The organism is Mycobacterium conspicuum, assembly GCF_010730195.1.
GTDB classification, from domain to species: Bacteria; Actinomycetota; Actinomycetes; order Mycobacteriales; family Mycobacteriaceae; genus Mycobacterium; species Mycobacterium conspicuum.
Map to the genome: position 1 here is coordinate 5834330 of NZ_AP022613.1, position 25203 is coordinate 5859532.

Annotated in this window: 23 protein-coding genes; 16 read left to right on the plus strand and 7 right to left on the minus strand. The window is 65.9% G+C overall.

The annotated features are described in order from the left end of the window. Window positions 1–19: 19 nt before the first annotated feature. The 5 genes from G6N66_RS26865 to G6N66_RS26885 all read right to left on the minus strand — a co-directional run bounded on the left by G6N66_RS26865 (window position 20) and on the right by G6N66_RS26885 (window position 4304). The gene (locus G6N66_RS26865) at window positions 20–760 is read right to left on the minus strand and encodes a GntR family transcriptional regulator (protein ID WP_085233895.1); all 741 of its coding nucleotides are present in this window, start codon (window positions 758–760) and stop codon (window positions 20–22) included. A gap of 84 nt (window positions 761–844) precedes the next feature. Beyond that, a complete protein-coding gene (locus G6N66_RS26870; RefSeq protein ID WP_085233896.1) occupies window positions 845–1669 on the minus strand; it encodes an LLM class F420-dependent oxidoreductase in 825 nt (274 codons plus the stop codon). Then, a complete protein-coding gene (locus tag G6N66_RS26875; RefSeq protein WP_139825296.1) occupies window positions 1666–2538 on the minus strand; it encodes an alpha/beta fold hydrolase in 873 nt (290 codons plus the stop codon). The genes G6N66_RS26870 and G6N66_RS26875 overlap by 4 nt, the downstream gene beginning before the upstream one ends. 75 nt (window positions 2539–2613) lie before the next feature. Further along, window positions 2614–3711, minus strand: a complete 1098-nt coding sequence (locus G6N66_RS26880) for an inositol-3-phosphate synthase (RefSeq protein WP_085233898.1) — start codon at window positions 3709–3711, stop codon at window positions 2614–2616. Between the two features lie 62 nt (window positions 3712–3773). Further along, entirely contained in the window at window positions 3774–4304 is a 531-nt protein-coding gene (locus G6N66_RS26885; RefSeq protein WP_085233899.1) for a PadR family transcriptional regulator, read from the minus strand. A 248-nt stretch (window positions 4305–4552) separates the two neighbouring features. Here G6N66_RS26885 and G6N66_RS26890 point away from each other — a divergent pair, with 248 nt between their 5' ends. The 11 genes from G6N66_RS26890 (at window position 4553) to G6N66_RS26940 (ending at window position 16217) form a co-directional block, all read left to right on the plus strand. Next, window positions 4553–4987, plus strand: coding sequence for a DUF5318 family protein (locus G6N66_RS26890; RefSeq protein ID WP_085233900.1), 435 nt, complete (start codon window positions 4553–4555; stop codon window positions 4985–4987). A 139-nt stretch (window positions 4988–5126) separates the two neighbouring features. Further along, window positions 5127–7556 (plus strand): transglycosylase domain-containing protein, encoded by a 2430-nt coding sequence (locus tag G6N66_RS26895; protein ID WP_085233901.1) that lies wholly within the window; start codon window positions 5127–5129, stop codon window positions 7554–7556. Then, complete coding sequence (locus G6N66_RS26900) at window positions 7553–9238, plus strand: glycosyltransferase family 87 protein (RefSeq protein ID WP_085233902.1); 1686 nt, start codon at window positions 7553–7555, stop codon at window positions 9236–9238. The genes G6N66_RS26895 and G6N66_RS26900 overlap by 4 nt, the downstream gene beginning before the upstream one ends. Continuing rightward, complete coding sequence (locus G6N66_RS26905; RefSeq protein WP_179968324.1) at window positions 9235–9876, plus strand: DJ-1/PfpI family protein; 642 nt, start codon at window positions 9235–9237, stop codon at window positions 9874–9876. The genes G6N66_RS26900 and G6N66_RS26905 overlap by 4 nt, the downstream gene beginning before the upstream one ends. A 119-nt stretch (window positions 9877–9995) precedes the next feature. Continuing rightward, window positions 9996–10286: a 30S ribosomal protein S6 gene (rpsF, locus tag G6N66_RS26910; RefSeq protein WP_085233903.1), complete on the plus strand. Its 291-nt coding sequence runs from the start codon at window positions 9996–9998 to the stop codon at window positions 10284–10286. Between the two features lie 68 nt (window positions 10287–10354). Then, window positions 10355–10873 (plus strand): single-stranded DNA-binding protein, encoded by a 519-nt coding sequence (locus G6N66_RS26915; protein ID WP_085233904.1) that lies wholly within the window; start codon window positions 10355–10357, stop codon window positions 10871–10873. 55 nt (window positions 10874–10928) lie between these two features. Further along, window positions 10929–11183 (plus strand): 30S ribosomal protein S18, encoded by a 255-nt coding sequence (gene rpsR / locus G6N66_RS26920; RefSeq protein WP_085233905.1) that lies wholly within the window; start codon window positions 10929–10931, stop codon window positions 11181–11183. A 30-nt stretch (window positions 11184–11213) separates the two neighbouring features. Further along, window positions 11214–11672 (plus strand): 50S ribosomal protein L9, encoded by a 459-nt coding sequence (gene rplI, locus G6N66_RS26925; RefSeq protein WP_085233906.1) that lies wholly within the window; start codon window positions 11214–11216, stop codon window positions 11670–11672. A gap of 57 nt (window positions 11673–11729) precedes the next feature. Beyond that, window positions 11730–12440, plus strand: a complete 711-nt coding sequence (locus G6N66_RS26930) for a sensor domain-containing protein (protein ID WP_139825297.1) — start codon at window positions 11730–11732, stop codon at window positions 12438–12440. 506 nt (window positions 12441–12946) lie between these two features. Further along, a complete protein-coding gene (gene dnaB / locus G6N66_RS26935) occupies window positions 12947–14761 on the plus strand; it encodes a replicative DNA helicase (RefSeq protein ID WP_085233908.1) in 1815 nt (604 codons plus the stop codon). 106 nt (window positions 14762–14867) lie between these two features. Then, a complete protein-coding gene (locus G6N66_RS26940) occupies window positions 14868–16217 on the plus strand; it encodes an LAGLIDADG family homing endonuclease (RefSeq protein WP_085233909.1) in 1350 nt (449 codons plus the stop codon). A 16-nt stretch (window positions 16218–16233) separates the two neighbouring features. Here G6N66_RS26940 and G6N66_RS26945 read toward each other — a convergent pair whose 3' ends face one another. Beyond that, the gene (locus G6N66_RS26945; protein ID WP_197747053.1) at window positions 16234–17565 is read right to left on the minus strand and encodes an NtaA/DmoA family FMN-dependent monooxygenase; all 1332 of its coding nucleotides are present in this window, start codon (window positions 17563–17565) and stop codon (window positions 16234–16236) included. A 150-nt stretch (window positions 17566–17715) separates the two neighbouring features. On the opposite strand from G6N66_RS26945, the gene G6N66_RS26950 reads away from it, so the two are divergent. Next, entirely contained in the window at window positions 17716–18195 is a 480-nt protein-coding gene (locus tag G6N66_RS26950) for a DUF4262 domain-containing protein (RefSeq protein ID WP_085233910.1), read from the plus strand. Here G6N66_RS26950 and G6N66_RS26955 read toward each other — a convergent pair. Further along, window positions 18192–19223, minus strand: a complete 1032-nt coding sequence (locus G6N66_RS26955; RefSeq protein WP_085234078.1) for a fused (3R)-hydroxyacyl-ACP dehydratase subunits HadA/HadB — start codon at window positions 19221–19223, stop codon at window positions 18192–18194. The two genes, G6N66_RS26950 and G6N66_RS26955, sit on opposite strands and share 4 nt — an antisense overlap. Before the next feature lie 125 nt (window positions 19224–19348). Here G6N66_RS26955 and G6N66_RS26960 point away from each other — a divergent pair, with 125 nt between their 5' ends. The 4 genes from G6N66_RS26960 (at window position 19349) to G6N66_RS26975 (ending at window position 25191) form a co-directional block, all read left to right on the plus strand. Then, window positions 19349–22501, plus strand: a complete 3153-nt coding sequence (locus G6N66_RS26960) for a bifunctional cytochrome P450/NADPH--P450 reductase (RefSeq protein ID WP_085233911.1) — start codon at window positions 19349–19351, stop codon at window positions 22499–22501. Between the two features lie 17 nt (window positions 22502–22518). Beyond that, entirely contained in the window at window positions 22519–23334 is an 816-nt protein-coding gene (locus G6N66_RS26965; protein ID WP_085234079.1) for an SDR family NAD(P)-dependent oxidoreductase, read from the plus strand. Window positions 23335–23448: 114 nt separating this feature from the next. Beyond that, window positions 23449–24189 (plus strand): SDR family NAD(P)-dependent oxidoreductase, encoded by a 741-nt coding sequence (locus G6N66_RS26970; protein WP_085233912.1) that lies wholly within the window; start codon window positions 23449–23451, stop codon window positions 24187–24189. A 78-nt stretch (window positions 24190–24267) separates the two neighbouring features. Next, window positions 24268–25191, plus strand: a complete 924-nt coding sequence (locus tag G6N66_RS26975; protein ID WP_085233913.1) for a TIGR03564 family F420-dependent LLM class oxidoreductase — start codon at window positions 24268–24270, stop codon at window positions 25189–25191. The last annotated feature ends 12 nt before the right edge of the window (window positions 25192–25203 follow it).

Genomic DNA, 25203 nt, shown 5'->3' on the forward strand with positions numbered 1-25203 from the left:
GCCGGCAAACTCGCTTGTTCTACAACGCGATCGATGGCTCGGCGAGGACCGCATCGGCGGTCGCGGGCACCCGGAGCGGGTCGGGGATTTCGATCTCCGCCGACTCCGGTGGGGTGAACACTCGGCGCCGAAACAGCTCGGCCAGCATCATCTCCGCCATTCGGCGCGAGCGGCCGACGCAAGCTGCCTGCGCGCCTTGCGGGTCGCGACGGTGGATCGCGGTGTTTTCTTCTTCGTAGAACGGCAGCATGTCGTCCCGGCTGTTTTGGTGGGTCATCCAGAACATGCGGGGGATGAGAGCTTGCGAGGCACGGATCGTGGCGTGCAGGCGCGGTCCGGCGTACTCGTCGTTGACGGTGGATCGATATTCGGACGCGATGTCGACGAAGGCCCGTGGTTCCCGTGCGTTGCGCAGCGCCCGCATCAGCGCATCGAGCTCGCCGAGGATCCGCGGTGTCGGGTTGGCAGCCGCGCGCGCCGACGCAATCCCGTTGAGCAAGCCGTCGAGTTCATGGTGCTCGAGGACGGTGGCTTCGTCGAAGCGTTCGACGAACGCGCCCCGGTGGTAGCGGGTGGACACGATGCCGTCGTGCTCGAGTTGGACCAAAGCTTCTTGAATGGGGACGCGGCTCACGCCCAGTCCGTGCGCGATCTCGTTGCGGTCGACGCGGTCTCCGCTACGCAGTTTGCCGGTCAGGACCAGGTTGAGGATGTGCGAGACAACCTGGTCCTTTTCTTTGACTCCGTATTTCTTCGGCATCGCGCTGCAAAGTTTCTCATGAATGGACGCCGCCGTTGAGGTGTTTGACGGATGAATCGGAGGCGAACGTGAACCGACCCGGACTTAGCGCTTGTCGCGCCACCGGCACAGCGCCTCCGCGGCGGTGAGGTCGTAGTCCGGGCCGTTGCAGCCCACGGTCAGCAGGGTGACGCCCAGGGCGGCGAGGCCCTCGGCGTTCGCGATCAACCCGTCGATGCCCTCGCCACGCCGCACGCCGCTGTTGTTCTCCACCCCGGCGGAGCGTTCGACCGTGGCCGGGTCCCGGCCGACGGTGGCGCAGTGCTCGTCCAGCACGCCGGCCGCCTCGGGGTAGGTGTCGACGGTGGTGAAGCCGTGCCAGATGTCGGCGTATTGGGCGACCAAGCGCAGGGTTTTGCGGGGGCCCTTGCCGCCGATCAGCAACGGGATCTCCCGGGTGGGTGCCGGGTTGAGTTTGGCCAGGCGCGACTTGATCCGGGGCAGCGCGCCCGCCAGGTCATCGAGGCGGCTGCCGACGGTGCCGAACTCGTAGCCGTACTCGTCGTAGTCCTTTTCTTTCCAACCGGATCCGATGCCCAGGATGAGGCGCCCGCCGGAAATGTGGTCGACGGTGCGGGCCATGTCGGCCAGCAGCTCCGGATTGCGGTAGGAGTTGCACGTCACCAGCGCGCCGATCTCAAGGCGAGACGTCTGCTCGGCCCAGGCTCCCAGAACGGTCCAGCATTCGAAATGTGGGCCCTCGGGATCGCCGTAGAGCGGAAAGAAGTGATCCCACGTGAAGGCGATGTCCACGCCGATGTCCTCGCAGCGGCGAACGGCGTCGCGGATGTGGCCGTAATGCGGGGCGTGCTGCGGCTGCAGCTGCACCCCGATGCGGATGGGGAGATCGGGTCGCACGAGCGAGGTCATTTGCCGAGCACCCCGCGCAGGAGTTCGATCAACGCGCGCGGCTGGTCGCTTTGCACCGAGTGGCCCGAATTCTCCACCACATGTGCCGCACGGAAATGCTTTGCGCGCTTAGCTAATTCGGCTGCGTCCTCGTCGGTGACGAAGCCCGACGTACCGCCGCGGATCAGGGTGACGGGTGCGGTGAGGGCGTCGACGTCGTCCCACAGGCCGTCGAAGTCCGGCACCTTGCGGATGGTGTCGTAGCGCCATGTCCAGTTGCCGTTGTCGAGCTGGCGGGAGTTGTGGAACACGCCGCGGCGCAACGCCTTAACTTCGCGGTGCGGCGCGGCGGCGATCGTCAGGTCCAGCATCGCTTGGAAGCTGGGGAACTCCCGCTCGCCGTGCATCAGCGCCACGGTGCCCTGCTGTTCGGCGGTCAGCTCGGCATGCCGCTGCAGCGCGGAGGGGGTGACGTCGACCAGGACGAGCTCGTCCACCAAGGCCGGTGCGACCGCGGCCAGCCGTATCGCGGTCAACCCGCCCAACGACATGCCCACCACGAGGTCGGCCTGCGGTGCGAGCTCGCTCAGCACCGGAGCCAGCGCGGCGGCGTTGTTCTGCGGCGAGTAGTCGCCGTCCTCGCGCCAGTCGGAATGACCGTGGCCGGGGAGGTCGACGGCCAGCGCCGGCTCACCGAGGCCGACGATGACGGTATCCCAGGTGTGCGCGTTCTGACCGCCGCCGTGCAGGAAGATGATCCGCGGCGTGCGACCCCAGCGCAACGCGCTGATGCCCCCCGCGTGTATCCGCTCTACTTCGGGCAGCGGGCCCGTGACGCCGGCCTGCTCGGCGTTCTCGGACAGCAGATCGAACTCGGAAATGTCGGTCACAGCCGCGAGCGTAACCGCACTGCGAAAATCAAAGCCGAAAATCGCAGTGCGGTTCCGCTCGCGAGCCGAACGAAACTAGCCCTCGCCGATGAACTCTTCGAGCTGAGCGCGCGCGACGTCGTCGGGCAGCTGCTGCGGCGGGCTCTTCATCAGGTAGGCCGACGCCGGCACCACCGGTCCGCCGATGCCGCGGTCCTTGGCGATCTTCGCGGCGCGCACCGCGTCGATGATGACGCCCGCCGAGTTCGGCGAGTCCCACACCTCGAGCTTGTACTCCAGGTTCAGCGGCACGTCACCGAACGCGCGGCCTTCCAGCCGCACGTAGGCCCACTTGCGGTCGTCGAGCCAGCCGACGTGGTCGGACGGGCCGATGTGCACGTCCTTGGTCTTGAACTCGCGCTGCAGGTTAGAGGTCACGGCCTGAGTCTTGGAAATCTTCTTGGACTCCAGCCGCTCCCGCTCGAGCATGTTGAGGAAGTCCATGTTGCCGCCGACGTTGAGCTGCATGGTGCGGTCCAACTGCACCCCGCGGTCCTCGAACAGCTTGGCCATCACACGGTGCGTGATCGTCGCGCCGACCTGGCTCTTGATGTCGTCGCCGACGATCGGCACGCCCGCGTCGGTGAACTTCTTGGCCCACACCGGGTCCGAGGCGATGAACACCGGCAGCGCGTTGACGAACGCCACGCCGGCGTCGATGGCGCACTGGGCGTAGAACTTGTCGGCCTCTTCGGAGCCCACCGGCAGGTAGGACACCAAGACGTCGACCTTGTTCTCCTTGAGCACCTGCACCACGTCGACCGGCTCGGCGTCGGACAGCTCGATGGTGTCGGCGTAGTACTTGCCGATGCCGTCGAGCGTCGGGCCGCGCTGCACCGTGACATTGGTGGGCGGCACGTCGGCGATCTTGATGGTGTTGTTCTCCGACGCGAAGATCGCCTCCGAAAGGTCGAAGCCGACCTTCTTGGCGTCCACGTCGAAGGCGGCCACGAACTTCACGTCGCGGACGTGATACCGGCCGAACTTCACATGCATCAGCCCGGGGACGGTCGATGTCTCGTCGGCGTTGTGGTAGTACTCAACGCCCTGAACCAGCGAGGACGCGCAGTTTCCAACGCCGACAATGGCGACTCGAACCTCGGCCGACGCCTCTGACGCGGTGTACTCACTCATAGGGCGTTCTCCTAACCTCATGCCTTCTTCTCGTTGGTGTTCTCGGCTGCTTGTGTGGGGGTTCACGTTTGTTCTGCTGCCCGCTCCGCTGCGATCAGCTCGTTGAGCCACTTGACCTCGCGCTCGCTGGACTCGAGCCCGAGCTGATGCAGTTGGCGGGTGTAACGGTCGAATGAGCTGCTGGCCCGCATCACGGCGTCGCGCAGCCCTTCGCGGCGTTCCTCGACCTGGCGGCGACGGCCCTCCAGGATCCGCATCCGCGCCTCGGCTGGAGTGCGGTTGAAGAACGCCAGGTGTACGCCGAAGCCGTCATCGGTGTAGTTGTGGGGTCCGGTGTCGGCGACCAATTCAGCGAAGCGCTGGCGACCCGCCTCGGTCAGTTCGTACACCCGCCGTGCCCGACGGACCGGGGTGCCGGCCGGGGCCGCATTCTCGGCGATCAGGCCGTCGGTTTGCATCCGGCGCAGGGCCGGGTACAGGGAGCCGTAGGAAAATGCCCGGAAGGCCCCGAGCAAGCCCGTCAGACGTTTGCGCAGCTCATAGCCATGCATCGGAGATTCGATGAGCAGGCCCAAGATGGCCAGTTCCAGCATCGAGTCACCTCCCTTGCGCGGCTGATTACGACGGACTGCAACGCACCAATGCGTCGCTTCATAGTATCGGGTCGATATATTTACGACAACACAACCTGTTGTTGGTGCGTTGTTAGTCACAAACCCAGGTGCGGGCCCTGGTGCGGGCTGGCCGGCCCGAGACCGGCTCGTCATCGAAGTCGCGGCGCGTGTGCGCGGACATTTTGGTTGCGTGTCGGTGCTGCCGCAGGGCACGTACTCTGGTCAGCGTGCGACTGCAGCGACAGGTGGTGGACTACGCGCTTCGGCGTCGCTCCCTGCTGGCGGAGGTGTATTCGGGACGCACCGGCGTATCCGAGGTGTGTGACGCGAATCCGTACCTGCTGCGTGCCGCGAAGTTCCACGGGAAATCAAGCCAGGTGATGTGCCCGATCTGCCGGAAGGAACAGCTGACGCTGGTGTCCTGGGTGTTCGGCGACCACCTGGGGGCCGTGTCGGGTTCGGCTCGCACGGCCGAAGAATTGGTGTTGTTGGCGACCCGGTTCGAGGAGTTCTCGGTCCACGTGGTGGAGGTGTGCCGCACCTGCAGTTGGAATCATCTGGTCAAGTCGTATGTGCTCGGCGCGGCTCGCTCGGCGCCTCCGCCCCGGGGCACGCGCGGCACGCGGACGGCGCGTAACGGCGCGCGCACGGCCAGTGAATAACGAAGGGCGCCACCACCAGTCGTCCGGGGACGCCAGCGAGTCACAGACTGAGCGCGCAGGCAAGCATGCCCCCGACGCCGAAGCCGACAGCAGGCGATCGAGGCCGGGTCAGCGTCGTCAGGTTCCGCCCGACGATCGGATGACGTCGATCATCCCCGCCGTCGGCGACGACCGATCGCCGGGACGGGCGGACCCCATCGACGAGGTCAAGGCGGCGCTCGAGGGTCAGCGGCGCGACCCGATCGACGAGGTGAGGGCCGCGATGGAGCGCCCGGCCTCAAGATCCTCGAAACCCTTGCTGTCGCAGCCTAGTGATCGGACGGACTCCGCGCGTCGCCCACCGGAAGAACCGCCGCCCCCAGGGCCGCGGGCCCCGGTTGGACCGGGCCAAGGCAGACCCGGGCCGAGGGTGAAGGCCCAATGGTCCGAGCAGATCAATTGGCACTGGGTGCGGCGCGGCCTGTATCTCACCGCCGCGATGATCGTGCTGCTGCCGATCGTCACGTTCACCATGGCCTACTTCATCGTCGACATCCCCAAGCCGGGAGACATCCGCACCAACCAGGTCTCGACCATCCTGGCCAGCGACGGTTCGGAGATCGCCAAAATCGTTCCCCCCGAAGGTAATCGGGTTGACGTCAACCTTAGCCAGGTGCCGGTGCACGTGCGCCAGGCCGTGATCGCCGCCGAGGACCGCAACTTCTATTCGAACCCGGGTTTCGACTTCCGCGGCTTCGCGCGGGCCGTGAACAACAACCTGTTTGGCAGCGGAGACCTGCAGGGCGGGTCGACGATCACCCAGCAATACGTGAAGAACGCACTGGTCGGTTCGGCGCAGCACGGGCTGGCCGGCCTGCTGCGTAAAGCCAAGGAACTGGTCATCGCCACCAAGATGTCGGGGGAGTGGTCCAAAGATGATGTGCTGCAGGCATATCTGAACATCATCTATTTCGGCCGCGGCGCCTATGGCATCTCGGCCGCGTCCAAGGCGTATTTCAACAAGCCCGTCGAGCAACTCACGGTTTCCGAAGGGGCGCTGCTGGCGGCGCTGATTAGGCGCCCCTCCACGCTGGACCCGGCGGTCGATCCCAAGGGGGCGGAGGCCCGGTGGAACTGGGTGCTCGACGGCATGGTGGAAACCAAGGCGCTGTCCCCGAGTGACCGTGCGGCACAAACCTTTCCGGCGACCGTCCCGCCGGACCTGGCCCGCGCGCAGAACCAGACCACCGGGCCCAACGGGCTGATCGAACGCCAGGTGACCCGGGAACTGATGGAGCTGTTCAACATCGACGAGCAGACCTTGAACACCCAGGGTCTCCAGGTCACGACCACGATCGACCCGAAGGCTCAGCGGGCGGCGGAGAAGGCGGTCTCTAAATACCTTGACGGGCAGGACCCCGACATGCGGACCGCCGTCGTTTCCATCGACCCGCACAACGGCGCGATACGCGCCTACTACGGCGGCCCGGACGCCAACGGGTTCGACTTCGCGCAGGGCGGGTTGCAGACCGGATCGTCGTTCAAGGTGTTTGCCTTGGTGGCGGCGCTCGAGCAGGGCATCGGACTGGGCTACCAGGTGGACAGTTCCCCGCTGACCGTCGACGGCATCAAGATCACCAATGTCGAGGGTGAGAGCTGCGGGACCTGCAATCTCGCGGAAGCGCTCAAGATGTCGCTGAACACCTCCTATTACCGGCTGATGCTCAAACTCAAGGGCGGACCCCAGGCCGTCGCGGACGCCGCGCATCAGGCCGGCATCGCGACGAGCTTTCCCGGTGTCGCGCATACCCTTTCCGAGGACGGCAAGGGCGGACCGCCCAACAACGGCGTCGTGCTGGGGCAGTACCAAACCCGGGTGCTCGACATGGCCTCGGCCTACGCCACCCTGGCCGCCTCCGGTATCTATCACCGCCCGCATTTCGTGCAGAAGGTCGTCAACGCCGAGGGCCAAGTGCTTTTCGACGCCGGCACGTCGAACAACAACGGTGAGCAGCGCATCGACAAAGGCGTCGCCGACAACGTTACCGCGGCGATGCAGCCGATCGCCGGTTATTCCAATGGGCACAATCTGGCCGGGGGACGACCGTCGGCGGCCAAGACCGGAACCGCCCAGCTGGGTGACACCGATGCCAACAAGGACGCGTGGATGGTCGGGTACACGCCGTCACTGTCGACGGCGGTGTGGGTGGGCACCGTCCGAGACGACAAGCCGCTGGTAACCGCCTCGGGCGCAGACGTTTACGGTTCCGGCCTGCCGTCCGACATCTGGAAGGCGACCATGGACGGCGCGCTGAAGGGCACCTCGAACGAGACGTTCCCCAAGCCGAGCGAGATCGGCGGCTACGCGGGCGTTCCCGCGCCGCCGCCGAAGCCGCCGCCGCCCTCAGTGACCGTCATCCAACCCACCGTCGAGGTCGCCCCGGGCATCACCATCCCGGTCGGTCCGCCGACGACGATCACCGTCGCGCCGCCGGCGCCGGCTCCTCCGCCCGGCCCGGCACCGCCGTTCGGCCAGCCGCCCAGCCCGCCACCGCCGTTCGGCCAGCCGCCCAACCCGCCGCCGCCGTGACGGACGCTGAGCAGAGCGCCACCATCTCACCGGTGCCGTTGGCCGCCGATCTGCGCAGCGCCGACAACCGCGACTGCCCCAGCCGCACAGACGTTTTGGGTGCCGCTCTGGCAGACGTTGTCGGCGGACCGGTGGGTCGACACGCGTTGGTGGGCCGCACCCGGTTGATGACCCCGGTGCGGGCGATGTTCGTGATCGCACTGGTATTCCTGGCCTTCGGCTGGTCGACGAAGGCGGCGTGTCTACAGTCCACCGGCAGCGGGCCGGGTGACCAGCGGGTCGCCAACTGGGAAAATCAGCGCGCCTATTACGAGCTGTGCTACTCCGACACGGTGCCGCTCTACGGCGCGGAGTTGTTGAGCCAGGGCAAGTTTCCGTACAAGTCGAGTTGGATCGAAAGCGACGCCAACGGCGTGCAGCAGATCCGCTACGACGGCCAGCCCGCGGTGCGATACATGGAGTATCCGGTGCTGACCGGGGTGTACCAGTATGTGTCGATGGCGCTGGCCAAGTCCTACACGGCGCTGAGCAAGCTGGTTCCGCTTCCGGTGATCGCCGAGGTGGTGATGTTCTTCAACATCGCCGCGTTCGGGCTGGCGCTGGCCTGGCTGTGCACCGTATGGGCCACCGCGGGATTATCGGGCCGGCGGGTGTGGGATGCGGCCCTGGTGGCCGCCTCCCCGTTGCTGATCTTCCAGATATTCACCAACTTCGACGCGCTGGCAACGGCATTCGCGACGAGCGGACTGCTGGCGTGGGCGCGGCGAAAGCCGGTGCTGGCCGGCTTCCTGATCGGGCTGGGAGCCGCGGCCAAGTTGTATCCGCTGTTGTTCTTGGGCCCGCTGGTGGTGCTGGGGATCCGCACCGGTCGCCTCGGAGCGATTGCAAGCGCGGCGAAGCCGGGCGCAGCAGGTCGCGACCGTTGCCTGGGCGGCGTGGCCCGCACGGCGCTGACGGCGGTGATGACCTGGGTGGTCGTGAATCTGCCGGTGCTGGTGCTGTTTCCGCGCGGCTGGTCGGAGTTTTTCCGGCTCAACACCCGCCGCGGCGACGACATGGACTCGCTGTACAGCGTCGTGAAATCGTTCACCGGCTGGCGCGGCTTCGATCCCAAGCTGGGTTTCTGGGAGCCGCCGGTGGTGCTGAACACCGTGGTCGCGGTGTTGTTCGCATTGTGTTGTGCGGCAATTGCCTACATCGCACTCACCGCTCCGCAGCGGCCGCGGGTGGCCCAGCTGACGTTCTTGGTGGTGGCGGCCTTCCTGCTGACCAACAAGGTATGGAGCCCCCAGTTCTCGCTGTGGCTGGTACCGCTGGCGGTGCTGGCCCTGCCGCACCGGCGGATCCTGCTGGCATGGATGACGGTGGACGCGCTGGTGTGGGTGCCGCGGATGTACTTCCTCTACGGCAATCCGAACCGCTCCCTGCCCGAACAGTGGTTCACCGCGACGGTGTTGCTGCGTGATGTCGCGGTAATCATGTTGTGCGCGTTGGTGATTCATCAGATTTATCGGCCCGCCGAGGATCTGGTCCGATGGGGCGGCCGGGTGGACGATCCCGGCGGTGGTCCGTTCGACCGTGCTCCCGACGCGCCGCCCGATTGGCTGCCGGACTGGCTACGTCCCCGTAGGCTGCGCCCGTCGGACGCAGCCGAACCCGAGCCCGCCACCGTGGAGGCATGATGCAGGTCGCCATCCCCCTGTTCGACCGGTTCACCGCGCTCGACGCCGTCGGGCCCTACGAAGTGCTGCAGCGCATCCCGTCGATCGAGGTGGTATTCGTCGGACACCGGCGCGGTGAGGTGCGCACCGAAAACGGGCTCCTGGGCGTCACCTGCGACGCCGCCTTCGATGAGGTCGGCGCCCCCGATGTGGTGGTGGTGCCCGGGGGCATCGGCACCCGTCGACTGATCCACGACGAGGTGATCCGCGGCTGGCTGCAGTCGGTTCATCCGCAGACCACGTTCACCACCTCGGTGTGCACCGGTTCGCTATTGCTCGCCGCCGCGGGGCTGCTTGACGGGCTCACGGCGACGACGCACTGGAGCGCCATCGACACGCTCAACGAGCTGGGAGCGCACTACGTACCCGAGCGCGTCGTCGAGCATCTCCCGCAGCGGATCGTCACCGCCGCGGGGGTGTCCAGCGGGATCGATATGGCCTTGCGGCTGGTTGAGCTGTTGGTCGATCGACAGGCCGCGCAGGCCGCTCAGCTGCTCATCGAATACGACCCGCAGCCGCCGTTCGACTCGGGTTCGCTCGCCAAGGCCGACGCCGCGACCAAGGCCAGGGCCGACGAATACCGCCTAGGTCGCAAATGACGATGGATTTCGCCGCGCACCCGCACGTCCGGTAACCTGGGGCGGTTGCCGACGCAGGCGACCCTCCTGCCACGGATCGACCGTGGCCGCTTGAGACCAGAGGAGGTGGTGAGGTTTCCATGCGTCCATACGAAATCATGGTCATTCTTGACCCCACGCTCGACGAACGCACTGTTTCCCCGTCGCTGGAGACGTTCCTCAACGTCGTCCGCAAGGACGGCGGAAAGGTCGACAAGATCGACATTTGGGGTAAGCGCAGGTTGGCCTACGAGATTGCCAAGCACGCCGAAGGCATCTACGTCGTCATCGACCTGCAGGCCGAGCCGACGACGGTGTCCGAGCTGGACCGTCAGCTCAGCCTCAACGAGTCCGTCTTGCGCACCAAAGTGATGCGCACCGACAAGCACTAGCGCGGTGACTCCCCCTTGTCTGGGTCCTTGCGTAGGCTCAGCGGGGACCCGCGACTCAGGAGGAAATTGTGGCTGGTGACACCACCATCACCGTTGTCGGAAATCTAACCGCTGACCCCGAACTGCGGTTCACTCCGTCGGGTGCCGCCGTCGCGAATTTCACCGTGGCATCGACACCGCGGATCTATGACCGGCAGACCGGGGAGTGGAAAGACGGCGAGGCGCTGTTTCTGCGCTGCAACATCTGGCGGGAAGCCGCCGAGAATGTGGCCGAAAGCCTGACCCGGGGCGCACGGGTGATCGTCACCGGGCGGCTCAAGCAGCGTTCGTTCGAGACGCGCGAGGGCGAGAAGCGCACCGTCGTCGAGGTCGAGGTCGACGAGATCGGGCCCTCGCTTCGCTACGCCACGGCCAAGGTCAACAAGGCCAGCCGCAGCGGCGGCGGCGGCGGCGGGTTCGGCTCCGGCGGCGGCGGTTCCCGTCCGGCGCCAGCGGCCCAGCCGGCCAGCGCACCGGCCGACGACCCGTGGGGCAGCGCCCCGGCGTCTGGGTCGTTCGGCGGCGGTGACGACGAACCCCCCTTCTGACATCACGACAATTCGAAACACTTCACAGCACTGAGAAAGAGAAAGACCGAAACACATGGCGAAGTCCACTAAACGGCGCCCGGCCCCGGAAAAGCCGATCAAGGCGCGCAAATGCGTCTTCTGCGCGAAAAAGGGCCAATCGATCGACTACAAGGACACGACGCTGCTGCGCACCTACATCAGTGAGCGGGGCAAAATCCGCGCGCGCCGGGTCACCGGCAACTGCGTCCAGCACCAACGTGACATCGCGCTCGCGGTGAAGAATGCCCGCGAGGTTGCGCTGCTGCCCTTCACCTCGTCGACGCGATAGTCGCCGGAATTAACGGAAAGTACGAAAACAATGAAGCTCATTCTGACGGCTGACGTCGACCACCTGGGTTCCGTCGGTGACACCGTCGAGGTCAAGGACGGGTTCGGTCGCAACTTCCTGCTTCCGCGCGGCCTGGCGATCGTCGCCTCGCGCGGCGCGCAGAAGCAGGCCGACGATATCCGTCGCGCCCGCGAGACCAAGACCGTGCGCGACCTCGAGCACGCCAACGAAATCAAGGCCGAGATCGAGGCGCTGGGCCCGGTGTCGCTGCCGGTGAAGACGGCCGCCGATTCCGGCAAGCTGTTCGGTTCGGTCACCGCCGGTGACGTGGTCGCTGCGATCAAGAAGGCCGGCGGGCCGAACCTCGACAAGCGCATCGTTCGGCTGCCCCAGGCGCACATCAAGTCGGTGGGCACGCACCCCGTGTCGGTGCGGTTGCACCCCGAGATCGACGTGGTGGTTTCGCTCGAGGTCGTCGGGCAGAGCTAAGCCCCGGCGGCTTGACCGAGCCGCCCGTATCGTTGACCTGTCAGGCAGGGGTCAGCGGTGAGAAAGCTTGGGGGCGGCATGATTCCGACAGCGTGGGTGCACCGCGGCGGGGTGCTCATGGCTGTGGTCGTCTGTGCCGCGCCGGTGAGCGCGTGCCAGACCCGCGTCAACCAAGCCGACAAACCGGTCGTCGTCGACCAACTGGCGGGCATGCTGGCCGATGAATCGGCCATCAACGCGATCATGGGCACCAACGGACTTCGGGTCTATTACACCTACCGTTCGTTGCCTGGGTGGCCGGAGGGCGACGTGTATTCGCGCCCCGAATGCATGCCGCAGATCGCCAACGCGATGGAGGCGGGATACCACGGCAGCCACTACGGCCAGATGCGGGGGGCGCGGCTGGCCGACGACCGTCCGAGCGGTGCACGCAGCATCGACGAGGCCGTGGTCGCGTTCGACAGCACTCCGGCTGCACAGGCACTTGTCGCGGCCACCGTGCAATCCTGGCGAGCCTGCGCCGACGCGGTTTTGACGATCACGTCGCCGAACAGACCGCCCCATCGTTGGACCATGAAAAGTCCACGGGTCGTCAACGGGGTCCAGGTCGTCGACGCCGATGACCCCGACTCGGGGGCGGGTTGGCGGACCTCGCACGCCATGCGCGTCGTCGACGACGTGGTGATCGACGTCCGCGTCACCGATTACGGCGTGAGTGACCAGGCTGTGCGCGTGGTCAACGCGATCGCCGGCCGCAATCCGCTGTGAGGATGGCCGGCGCGGCAAACAACGACGCGGCGGCGGGAGCCCGGCGAATCGCCGGGCCGGGTGGTTCGCCGCAGCGGCTCCGTCGGGCTGGAGCCGGGCTGGCGAACGATTTCGACGCGGCTCGCGCGCAAACCTCTTTACCGGCACGTAACGCAGCGAAAATCTGACCGAAAGCCAACACGCCCGGCGCGGTAACCTGGCCCGACACGCCGAGGAGATTATTCTCCACACCAAATGTCCGGCGTGGTGAAGCGTCCATCAGCAGTGATGTCGACATGCTTCGGATTAATCCACAGGTTCTCCACACCCCGTTCAACACGGCTGTCGATAGATATGCACACACCATGCACAGCTTCATGAACAGCCGCCCATTGGAGGAGTCGCCAGCAACGTTTACGTTCTTCCCGACGCGAGTCAACGCGGGGATTGTCGGTGCGTCGCCCTACGCTCTGAATGCCTGTTATCGAATGTATGTTCGGCTGCTTGTCAGAAGGAGGTGAGGGTCCGTGGCGGTCGTCGACGATCTGGGCCATCCGGGCATGGACGCCTCGCCACCCAGTGAAGACTTTGGCCGTCAGCCACCGCAGGATCTGGCCGCCGAGCAATCGGTGCTGGGCGGCATGCTGCTCAGTAAGGACGCCATCGCCGATGTGTTGGAGCGGCTGCGGCCCGGCGACTTCTATCGCCCCGTGCACCAAAATGTCTACGACGCCATCCTGGACCTCTACGGACGCGGGGAACCGGCCGATGCGGTGACGGTGGCCGCCGAACTGGACCGCCGTGGATTGCTGCGCCGCATCGGCGGCGCCCCGTACCTGCACACCCTGATCTCGACGGTGCCGACGGCCGCCAACGCCGGCTACTACGCGGGCATCGTGGCGGAGAAGGCCTTGCTGCGGCGGCTGGTGGAGGCCGGAACGCGGGTAGTGCAGTACGGCTACGCGGGCGCCGAGGGCGCCGACGTGGCCGAGGTGGTCGACCGCGCGCAGGCCGAGATCTACGACGTCGCCGATCGCCGATTGTCCGAGGACTTCGTCCCGCTCGAGGATCTGCTGCAGCCGACGATGGACGAGATCGACGCGATCGCCTCCAACGGTGGCATCGCGCGCGGTGTGCCGACCGGCTTCACCGAACTCGACGAGGTGACCAACGGGCTGCATCCGGGGCAGATGATCATCGTGGCGGCCCGGCCCGGCGTGGGCAAGGCACTCGCGTTGGAGACGCCGCTGCCCACACCGGCGGGCTGGACCACGATGGGTGACGTCGCGGTCGGCGACGAGTTGCTCGACGCCGACGGGCGACCCACGCGGGTGGTGGCGGCCACTGAGGTCATGTTGGGCCGGCCGTGCTATGAGATCGAATTCTCCGACGGCACGGTCATCGTCGCTGACGCCCAGCACCGCTGGCCGACCGGCACCGGCATCCGGACGTCGGCCCAATTGCGTTGCGGCCTGGACACAATCGTGGTGGAAAGGTCCGCCGCTCGGTATGCCGAGCGGCGGACCGCCTCCGCCGTGCTGGCGCCGGTGGTGCACGTCGCCGCGGTGCGCCGGGTGCCCAGCGTTCCGGTCCGCTGCGTCGAGGTGGACAATCCCGCGCATTTGTATCTGGCCGGCAGCGGGATGGTGCCGACGCACAATTCCACGCTGGGGCTGGACTTCATGCGGTCGTGTTCGATCAAGCATCGACTGGCCAGCGTCATCTTCTCGCTGGAAATGAGCAAGTCCGAAATCGTCATGCGGCTGCTCTCGGCCGAGGCGAAAATCAAACTGGCCGATATGCGGTCGGGCCGGATGAACGACGACGACTGGACGCGGCTGGCGCGGCGGATGAGCGAAATCAGCGAGGCGCCACTGTATATCGACGACTCACCCAACCTGACCATGATGGAGATCCGCGCCAAGGCGCGACGGCTACGGCAGAAGGCCGACCTGAAGCTGGTCGTGGTCGACTACCTGCAGCTGATGACCTCGGGCAAGAAGCACGAGTCGCGGCAGGTCGAAGTCTCCGAATTCTCAAGGCACCTCAAGCTTTTGGCTAAGGAGCTGGAGGTTCCGGTGGTCGCGATCAGTCAGCTGAACCGCGGCCCCGAGCAGCGCACCGACAAGAAGCCGATGCTGGCGGACCTTCGCGAGTCGGGTTCGCTGGAGCAGGATAGCGACATGGTCATCTTGCTGAACCGGCCGGACGCGTTCGACCGAGACGACCCGCGTGCGGGAGAGGCGGATTTCATTCTCGCCAAACATCGCAACGGTCCGACCAAGACGATTACTGTCGCCCACCAACTGCACCTGTCGCGATTCACCAACATGGCTCGCTGAGACCGAACGGTTCCACTCACAATCACCGCCGCGCCAGTGAACCGCCATCGTGGCAGTCGATTTCGCGCCGTCGGCAGGTGTCGGTACGTGTCGGTAGCCTCTCGTTATGACGATGCGCGATGATCTCGCTCCCGCCGGTGAAGCGGATGCACCTAGCGATGGCAGCGGGTGTCTGCAGCTGCGAGCCGCAAGGGCAGATAATGGATTTCACATCTCCTTGAATGAGCTGGGGCACACTGGCGAGCGTCCGCTGCTGTGGTCGGTGGACGAGAAGATGCGCCTAGTGAGGCGGCATATCACAGGACGTGTATCAATCCGCAGTCGGGAGGCTGTTTGCTTGAGTTTGGCATCCGGACGTGAACTACAGCTGATTCCGGAACAGAGCGTCCTCAAAGTCGATGGCTGGATGCCGGTGGGGCAGTTGAGTGTTGGCAACAGGATTGGCGTCGTTCGCCGGTTGTCCGAACCGTCCCAGCCAAAGCGAATGGATGAGCCAGAGCTGATCATGTTGGCGCACATGATCGGCGACGGCTCCTGCGTCAAGAACCAACCTATTCGCTATGCATCGATTGATGAGGCCAATCTCGTGGCGGTGACGATTGCGGCGGCATATTTCGGTGTGACAGCGATACGCGATGAGTACGAGGCCGCGCGCGTGACGACGTTGCGGTTGCCTGCTCCTTTTCACCTGACGCATGGGAAGCGCAATCCGATCGCGGAATGGCTGGATGGCCTTGGCCTTTTCGGCCTGCGTAGCTACGAGAAGTTCGTGCCAGCACCCGTCTTCGCGCTTCCCGACGAGCAAGTTGCACTATTCCTGAGGCATCTTTGGGCGACCGATGGCTCGGTACGCTGGGACGCGAAGACATCGCAGGGACGGGTGTATTACGCCTCGACCAGCAGACGCTTGATAGGCGATGTGATGCACCTGCTCCTTCGGGTTGGAGTGCAGAGCAAGGTTATCAAGACAACGAAGCCAGGCTATCGCGATTGCTGGTTCCTGAGCATAGACCGAGCGGGAAATCAGGTCGCATTCCTTAACAAGGTGGGTGTGTATGGCAAGCGAGGCGCAAAGGCACAGGAAGTCGTGCGAGAGCTCGCTGGGCGTATCCGTCGTCCGGGTACGGATACAATTCCGATCGAGGTATGGGAGCGGGTTAAAACCATTTTGGCACAACGAAACTGGTCAGATATGGATTTCGCACTCGCAACGAATACCAGATACGACGGTCCACGAATGTGGACTCACGCACCAGGACGTCCGAGGCTGCACCGGCTGGCCGTCGTCCTGGCCGACTCGACTTTGCATGACTTAGCGACCAGCGACATCTACTGGGACAAGGTGGTAGGCATCGTCCGCCTGGGTCGACGGGAGATCTGCAATTGGACCGAGGCAAAGGGCCATCCTGTTGTCACTCAAGGTGTAGTGGTGCGGTGCCCGCCATCATCCGTGTGACCGGGTCGCCTTCCCGTCAGATTCGCGCCGAATGGCGGAAACGACGCGCTGGCCGCTCAAGCCGCAGATGATCCCGCAACGTGTTCCCGGCGTACTCGGTGCGAAATCGTCCCCGCCGCTGCAGGATCGGCACGACGTGATCGACAAACGCCGCCAGCTCGTAGGGCAGTGTCGATCCCATGATGGTGAATCCGTCGATGGCGCCGGCATCTTGCCACGCGACGACGTGATCGGCGAGTTGCTCGGGTGTTCCGATGAAGTGAGTCTGTCCCGCGCCTCCGCTCACCCGCTGGGCGATCTCCCGCAATGAGGCGTGCGGTTGTGCCCGCGCGGCCGCGAAGAGTTGATCGGCCCGCGTCGACGGCGATTGCCCAGCCCAGAGATGGGCGGGCAGCGGAGCATCAGGGTCGTAGGCGTCGGGGTCGAGACCCGCCGTGTAAAGGGCGTTCTGCCAACGGAATTCGGGACTGGCCAAGTCTTCCAGCCGCCGCGCCCGAGCGCGGGCCTCAGCCTCGGTGCCGCCCAGGGTCACCATCAACGCCGGCAGGACCAGTAGCTGTTCGGGGTCACGACCAGATGCGGCCGCCCGTGCGTGGAGGTCAGCGCGGAAGGAGACCGCCGACTCCAACGAGGGCGGCCCGGAGAAGACCATCTCGGCGTATCGCGCCGCGAGCGCGACGCCCGCGTCAGATTGTCCCGCCAAGACCAGCACCGGGTGTCCCTGAGGCGAGCGAGGGAAGGGCAGCACTCCTTCCACGTCGTAGTAGCGTCCGTGAAAGTGAGGTGCGTGCAGCTTGCTGCGGTCCGCCCACACCCCGCGCTCGCGGTCACCGATCACGGCGTCGTCGTCCCAGCTGTCCCACACTTGCGTCACAACCTCGACGAATTCGTTTGCGCGCGCGTAACGGTCGGCATGGTCGGGATGGTTGGGTTCACCGAACGCGGCGGCGGCCAGTGGCGTGACGGTGGTGACGATGTTCCACCCGGCGCGGCCGCCGCTGAGGTGGTCCAGCGTCGCGAAGCGGCGAGCGAGTTCCCACGGTTTGTTGTAAGTCGTGGAGCCGGTGCCGATCAACCCGATGTGGTCGGTGACGGCGGCCAACGCCGAGAGGACCGAGATCGGGTCGAACTGAGTCTGTGGCAGGTGCGTGGCCCGGTACTCGGCGATGGCGATGTTGTCGGCGAGGAAGATGGAGTCCATCAAGCCGCGTTCGGCGATCCGCGCGATGTCGGTGTAGTACGAGAGGCCGACAACGTCGCGTACGTCGTCGTCGACTACGCGCCAGGCGGATTCGTGGTAGCCGTTGGGCCAGATGAACGCGTTGAAGTGCAACGGCCGCGGGCTCATCGGATCAGGTCCTTCATGCATGCCACAACACGTGGTCTGGCTCAGGAATTTCATGGACCCGAACGTGCCGCTGGCATTGCCTAGAGACGCGGCGAATCTGTCGGTGGGTCGGGGCAGGGTTGTCCGTAACCACTACAGAAAGGTGTGCACATGTGCTGGCAGTGCGACAACCCCGGCGCCACCACCGAGGATTACCTGGACGTTCTGCGGGACATCATCGCGGACTACGGATGGGCAGTCCAGTTTGTCGAGGACGACCGACGACCCTTCGCGTACACGATCGGCCTACATCAACGCGGTCTGCCTGAGTTGTTGATCACGGGATTGCAGCCACAGCCGTCGGCGCAGTTGCTCAATGCGGTCGCGCAGCAGATTGTCGATGAGGGCATGAGGCTGTTGCCGGCCGAGCACATCGACTACCAGGGCGAGTTCCTTTTGGAGGTTGTCGAGGTCGAACACCCCGACGTGCATCTAAAGTTCGCCGTCGCGCTGTGCGGGCCGGACGTTCGCGCGTATCAACTTGTGTGGACCGACGACCGCCGCCACTGGCCATGGGATCGCGGGTGGAGTCATGGCCGGCGCAGGCAACCGGTGCTCGGCGTCCGCACCGCTCTACCCAACGCTGGTTAGCGGAAGCGGACGTTCAGCGTCGCCAGGCCGAAGATCTTTCGGCCGCCGGACTTCGCGCCCACAATGACGACACCGCTACGGGTCGCGGGGTCCAGTGACTTCACCTTGCCGCTGAACTCGATGTCGGCGCCCTCGGTGGCCGACACGATCGCGGGCTGCGACAGCCGCACGGCGTAGCGGGTAACCGCCCCGGGGTCGCCCGACCACGCGGAGGCGTATCCGGCGCCCAGCCCCATGGTGAGCATCCCGTGGGCGATCACGTCGGGCAGGCCCGCCGCCTTGGCGATCGCCTCGTCCCAGTGGATCGGGTTGGCGTCGCCGGCGACGCCGGAATAGTTCACCAGGTCGCCGCGGGACAGGCGGGCGTGGCGCACCGCTAGCTCGTCGCCGACCTTCACGTCGTCGAAGGATGGTGTCCCCGGCGTGCGCGTCGTGCCGCCCTCGGCGATCCGGATTTCACCCTCGGGGCGCACCGTCTTTTCATAGGCGGTCTTGGATTCGCCGATCGGCAGCGCGTACGCGTCGTGCATCGTGACGTTCTGCACGATCGCCTTGATCGCCGGATCGACGTCGTCGGCGGTGACGCCGACGACTGTGGTGTGCAGGGTGTGCACCCGCTCGCCAGCAGCGTCGGTGAAGGTGTTGGTCACGGTGATGAAATCCCTGCCGGCGGTCCTGCGCACAGAGGTCAGTTCGACGTCGATATGCAGTTCATCGCCGTCGACGATCGGGCGGTGCTGCTCGAAGACCTCTTCGGTCTGAACGTAGGTGTCGTAGCCGACGACCACGGACTCGAACATGCGGCGATTGCAGGTCATGCCCGGGACCGACGTAAACGTCAGGGGCGCCACCAGGCCCGAATAGCCCAGATCAGCGGCGGCCGCGACATCCCAGTGTGCGGGGTGAGAGTCCTGCACCGCACGCGCGTATTCGCGCACCTTCTCGCGACCGACAAGGTAGGTGCCGTCCATCTGGTAGTAGTGGCCGACCCGTGCTTCGAGCGGCGACGCTTCTGCTTCTGCGGTCATGAATTCGCCCAACTTTTCCGCCGGCTTGTAGCTGAGGCCGACCAAAGCACACTAACGCGCGTCCTCCCGAGGACGACGTCCGCGGATCCCTAACGAGCTGCCGTGTCGAAACCTATGCTGCCCGCATGAGCGAGTTCCGTGCGTCGCCACCGCCGGATCTTCCCGGGGTCCCCTCGGCCGAGGGACCCTTGCCCGGGCCCGAGCACTTGATCGGCCGCCCCCGCGCGCTGGCCGTGGACTTACTCGGCGAATTGCACGGCCCGCTGTTCTACGCCGACTTCAACGGCGGCATCCGGAAGCTCTACGCGTGCTCGCTGGAGCTCGTCAGCGAGCTTTGCGACGAAGCCCGCTTCGCCAAGAACCTCACCGCCACCCTGGCCCGAGTCAGGCCGCTGGCCGGCGACGGCCTGTTCACCGCATACCACGGCGAACCGAACTGGCAGAAAGCCCACGACGTCCTGTTGCCGGGTTTCAGCTACGCGGGTCTGCGCAGCTATCACGCAGCGATGCTGGACATCAACTGCAAAATGATGGACCGGTGGGACGCCAGCGTCGGAGTCCGGCCGGTCGACGTGTCTAACGACCTGCAGAAGCTGGCCATGGACACCGTGGCGCTGGCGGGCTTCGGTTCGCGCTTTGACTCTTTCGACTGTCCGGGCCTGGCTCCGATCCCGCAGAGCTTCACGACGGCCCTCGGGGAGCTGGCCTCGGACGAGCCGACGCCGGTGTTCACCGAGGAACTCGCGACTTTGTACGCGTTCATTGACGGACTCATCGCCGAGCACCGATCGGGCGACCGCGACTTCGACGACCTGTTGGCGCTGATGCTGGAACAGGATCCAAACGGCGATTCGGCGCTGGACACCGACAACATTCGCAATCAGATCATGACCTTCCTGATCGCGGGCCAGCTCACCACGTCGGAGTTGATGCCCAACACGCTTTACAACATCGTCAGCGATCCGACGGTGCTACATCGGGTGCAGGCCGAGGTGGACAGCGTTTTCGGCATCGAAGACGACTACCTGCCCTGCTACGACGACATCGGCAAACTCACCTACCTGCGGCAGGTCATAGAAGAAACCCTGCGGTTGTCGCCGCCGGTGCTGCATTTCGATCGAATGGCCCTGGAAGACACCGTGATCGGCGGCCAGTATCCGATCAAGCGTGGCGAGGCGGTCACGGTCCTCACCGGCGCACTGCACCGCCAGCCGCAGTGGGGCGACAATATCGAACTCTTCGATCCCGACCGCTTCGCGCCCGAACGCGCGGCAGGCCGGCCGACCGCGCTGTTCAAACCTTTTGGAACCGGGGCGCGATCCTGCATCGGCCGGCAGTTCGCGTTGCATGAGGCGGCCATGGCAGTGGCCCGGGCGGTGCATCGCTACCGTCTCATCGACGCCTACCACTATGTGCCGCAATGGGAAACCCCAACCAGTCGCCGACCGGTCGGATTCCGGCTCGATGTCGTCAGGCGCACTTCACAGGACCGCCGCACGGAAACCCCTGACATCGGCAGCGCCGACACCCCCAACGACACCCAGTCCCCGACGGCGATAAAGGCCGGCACCAGGCTGGCGGTCTTGCACGGCTCCAACCTCGGCACGTGCCGCGCCCTGGCCCGCCAATTCGCCGACGACGCAACGGCTCTCGGCTGCGCGGCCACGGTGGCGCCCCTCGACGACGCAGTGGGTGGTTTCCCCGAAGCCGAGGCCATCGTGATCATCGCATCGTCTTATAACGGACAGCCGACCGACGACGCGCGCGCGTTCCTCAGCTGGCTACTCGACGCGAATACCTCGCTGAGTCCGACACCCAACGTCGCGATTCTCGGCGTGGGGGACCACAACTGGGCGGACACCTACCAGGCGATCCCGCAGCGCATCGACGAGCGCCTCGGTGAGCTGAACGCCCACCGATTGGTTCCGCGGGCAGCGGCGGACACCTCGGGGGATATGGTCGGCACGGTCGAAGAATTCGCCGGTGCGCTGTGGTCGTCGATGGCGGAACGCTTCGGTGATCCCGACGCCGCGCCGCTTTCCGACGCGGCCGAACCGCTCTACGAGCTGCGCCAGATCGTCGGCCCGGTGACGGCGGCGATGGACGCACGGTCGTCGGTCGTCCCCATGACCGTCGTCGAGACCACCCAACTGGTCAGCCCCGGTCTCGGTCAAGCCAAAACCAATGTCCGCGTGGAACTTCCAGACGGCGTCGACTATCAAACGGGTGACCACCTCACGGTGATGGCCGACAACCCGCCCGAGGTCGTCGACGCGGTTTTGGCCCAACTCGGCATCGACCCCGGGCTGCGGCTGGCGATCAATCCGCGACGCAGCTCGCGACGGCTTATCGCACTGGACCGCGAGGTCAGCGCGCGAGAACTGCTGACGCACTTCGTCGAATTGCGGAAACCGGTGACCAGCAGTCAATTACGTAGGCTTGCGGCCGCCAACGACAGCCCCGCGGAGCGCCAGCGGCTCACTGAACTGGCCGAGGACCCGGCTGGCTGCCCGCTCAGCGTGTTGGAATGCCTCGACGAATACCCGGCTTGCGTTCTCACCGGAGCCGAACTTCTCGAACTGCTCGACCCCATGGTGCCGCGGCACTATTCGATCGCATCGTCGTCGATGCTGTCACCACGCACCGTAGGACTGGTCGTAAGTGTGCTCGATGCGCCGGCCCGATCCGGTCGCGGCTCGTTCAAGGGTGTTGCGTCCAACTACCTTGCGACAGTCCAACCCGGACAATCGATTCGGGCGCGGGTTGACCCGGCCCGCCATGCTTTCCGGGCCGGCGCCGATCCGGCTAAGAACGTGATCCTGGTCAGTGCCGGTACCGGTGTCGCGCCGTTCCTCGGCTTCCTGGGTGATCGGCTGGCCGCACAGCGGGCAGGCGCACCAGTGCGGCCTGCGTTGTGCTTCTTCGGCGTGCGTGATCCGGAGGTCGATTACATCTTCCGGGACCGGTTCGAGCAGGCCGAGGCCATCGGTATCGTGCAGATGCGCCCAGCCTTCTCGCGCGCGCCGCAGGACGGGGTTCGCTACGTGCAGGACCGGATCGCCGCGGACGCCGACGACGTGTGGGACTTACTGGGCAACCCGGCCAAGGACGCTCACGTCTACGTGTGCGGCGACGGCGCGCGGATGGCGCCGGCGGTGCGCGGGTCGTTCCTCGACATTTATCGCGCACGCACGGGCGCTGGCGAGGGTCAGGCCCGCGACTGGCTGAGCGGTCTCATCGAATCTGACCACTACGTCGAGGACGTGTGGGCCGGGTAGAACGGAAAGGTAGCGTCATGCAGTCAGTCAAGGGGCTCAACGTCCTGATCACCGGTGCGGCCATGGGCCTGGGCAAGCTGTTCGCGACCCGGGCCGTCCAGGAGGGTGCCGCCTCGGTGGTTCTTTGGGACGCCAACGAGGCGGCGCTGAAGGAAACCGCGGCGGAGTTGGAAGCGGCCGGTGGCACCGTCCATTACGAAACCGTCGACGTCACTTCGCAATCGCGGGTAGCCGAGGCCGCCGAGCAGGTCCGCGCCGACGTCGGCACGATTCATGTGCTCTTCAACAACGCCGGGATCGTGCGGGGCAACGGCTACTTCTGGGAGAACCAGCCACGCGACTTCATGCTCACCATGGAAGTCAATGCCATTGGCCCGATGCTGGTGGCCCGCGAGTTCCTGCCGGCGATGATCGCGTCGGGCACGCAGTGCCGGGTTATCAACATCGCATCCTCGGCTGGGCTCAACGCCATCCCCCGCATGGCCGCGTACGCCGCCTCCAAGTGGGCCGCGATCGGCTTTTCCGACTCCGTGCGGCTGGAGCTCGAACAAGCCGGCCATCAGCAGGTCAAGGTCACCACCGTGTGTCCGACCTATATCAACACCGGCATGTTCGACGGCGCCAAGGGCATCCTGTTCACTCCGATGCTCGAGCAGCAGGACGTGGTCGACGACGCGTGGACGGCGATGCTGAAAGGCAAACCGTTCGTGGTCATCCCGTGGACGTCGAAGATGAACAAGGTGCTCTCGGCTATGCTGCCGGTCCGGCTGCGCGACGCCTACCTGCGGCGCGTCGGCGTGTACAACTCGATGGACGAATTCCGCGGGCATTAGCCAATCGCCACTATTCCGTTACACCACAGTCGATTTCGGGTCAATCGAGCCAATGGCCGCTAACAATCGCAGCAGCCGCTAGTTTTCAGACTGACTAAAGTTGAAAGGCAGACCGTGAGCGCACTACAAGGCAAGATTGCATTGGTGACCGGCGCTTCGTCGGGGCTGGGAGCCGAAACGGCGCGGCTGCTATCTCGGCGAGGCGCAACGGTTTTCGGCATCGGACGAGACGCGGACCGGCTCGCCGGGGTGTTCGCTGACATCGACGGCGGCGCATACGCTTTGGTGGATGTGGCCTCGGCGCAGGCCTGCCGAGACGCGGTGGAACAGTGCGTCGCCAAGTTCGGCGGGCTGGACGCGCTGATCAACATCGCCGGGCGGCACCAGATGCGCCGGACCGAGTCGATGACCGACGAGGACTGGGCCGAAGACCTCGCGACCAACCTCAGCGGCCCGTTCTACCTGTGCCGGGCCGCGCTGTCGCACCTGCTGGCCCGCGGCGGCAACATTGTCAACGTCGCCTCCATCGCCGGTGTCGAGGGGCAGGCGTATTCGGCCGGCTATTGCTCCGCCAAACATGGGCTGATCGGCCTGACCCGTGCCCTGGCCGTGGAATACACGGCGGATCGGCTGCGGGTCAACGCGGTGTGCCCGGGCGGCATGCTGACCCCGCAGATCGAGCAGTTCACCGCCCCGGAGAACCCGAACTACGACCTGATCCTGCGGTCGGCCTCACCGCGCGGCATGATGCAGCCCCACGACGTCGCCAGCGTCATCGCGTTTCTCGCCAGCGACGACGCCGCGGCCGTTCACGGCGCCGTCTACCGGGTCGACAACGGCAAGGGCGCCGGCTAAGAGACCGGGCCAGCGCGAAATCGGGCACGCGGCAACGCGACGAGTAGACGCGGATCGCGGTGCCCTACGCTTCAGCCCATGCGCATCAGCCTGATCACCGGCCTCAACAACGCATCGCCGGTCGAATCCTGCATCCGTGAATTGGCCGAAGCCCGCGACCAGGGTTTCGCCCGCCTCTGGTTCACCCAGATGCCGTTCGACGCCGATCTGCTCACCGTGCTCGCCGCCGCGCTGCGCGAAGTTCCGGACATCGCGGTCGCCAGTGGCGTGGTGCCGATCCAGAACCAGCACCCGTCGCTGCTTGCGCAACGGGCGTTGACGCTCAACATGATTGGCGAGGGCCGCTTCACGCTGGGCATCGGAGTCACCCACCGGGCAGTGACCGAGGGAATGTGGGGGATCTCCTGGGACAGGTCGGTGAAGCGGTTGTCGGAGTACCTCGACGGCTTGCTGCCCCTGCTGGCCGGCGAACAGGCCGACGCGCCCGGCGAGCTCGTCACCACCCGGGGTGCCCTGCAGATCCCCAATGCGCCGGCCCCCGAGGTGTACGTCGCCGCGCTCGGGCCGCAGATGCTGCGGCTCGCCGGCCGGCGCACCGCGGGCACGATCACCTGGATGACCGGCCCGAAGACCCTGCGCGAGCACATCGGACCCACGCTGCGCGACGCGGCCGCGGAAGCGGGACGCCCGGACGGGTCCGTCGCGGTAGCCGCGGCGCTGCCAGTCAGCGTGACCGACGACGTCGACGCCGCCCGCTCGCTCGCGGCTCAGCAGTTCGCGATGTACGGCCACCTGCCGTCCTACCGCGCGATGCTCGACAGGGAGGGCTATTCCGGCCCGGAGGACGCCGCGTTGATCGGCGACGAGTCGACCGTGTCGCAGCACCTCGATGAGCTTCGCGACGCGGGCGTGAACGAGTTCGTCGCCATCTCCTTCGAACCGTCGCCCGAGGTCGGCGCGCGCACGCGAGCGTGCTTGCGCGCCTGGGCATCTAAGGCCTGACCTTCCCCCGGT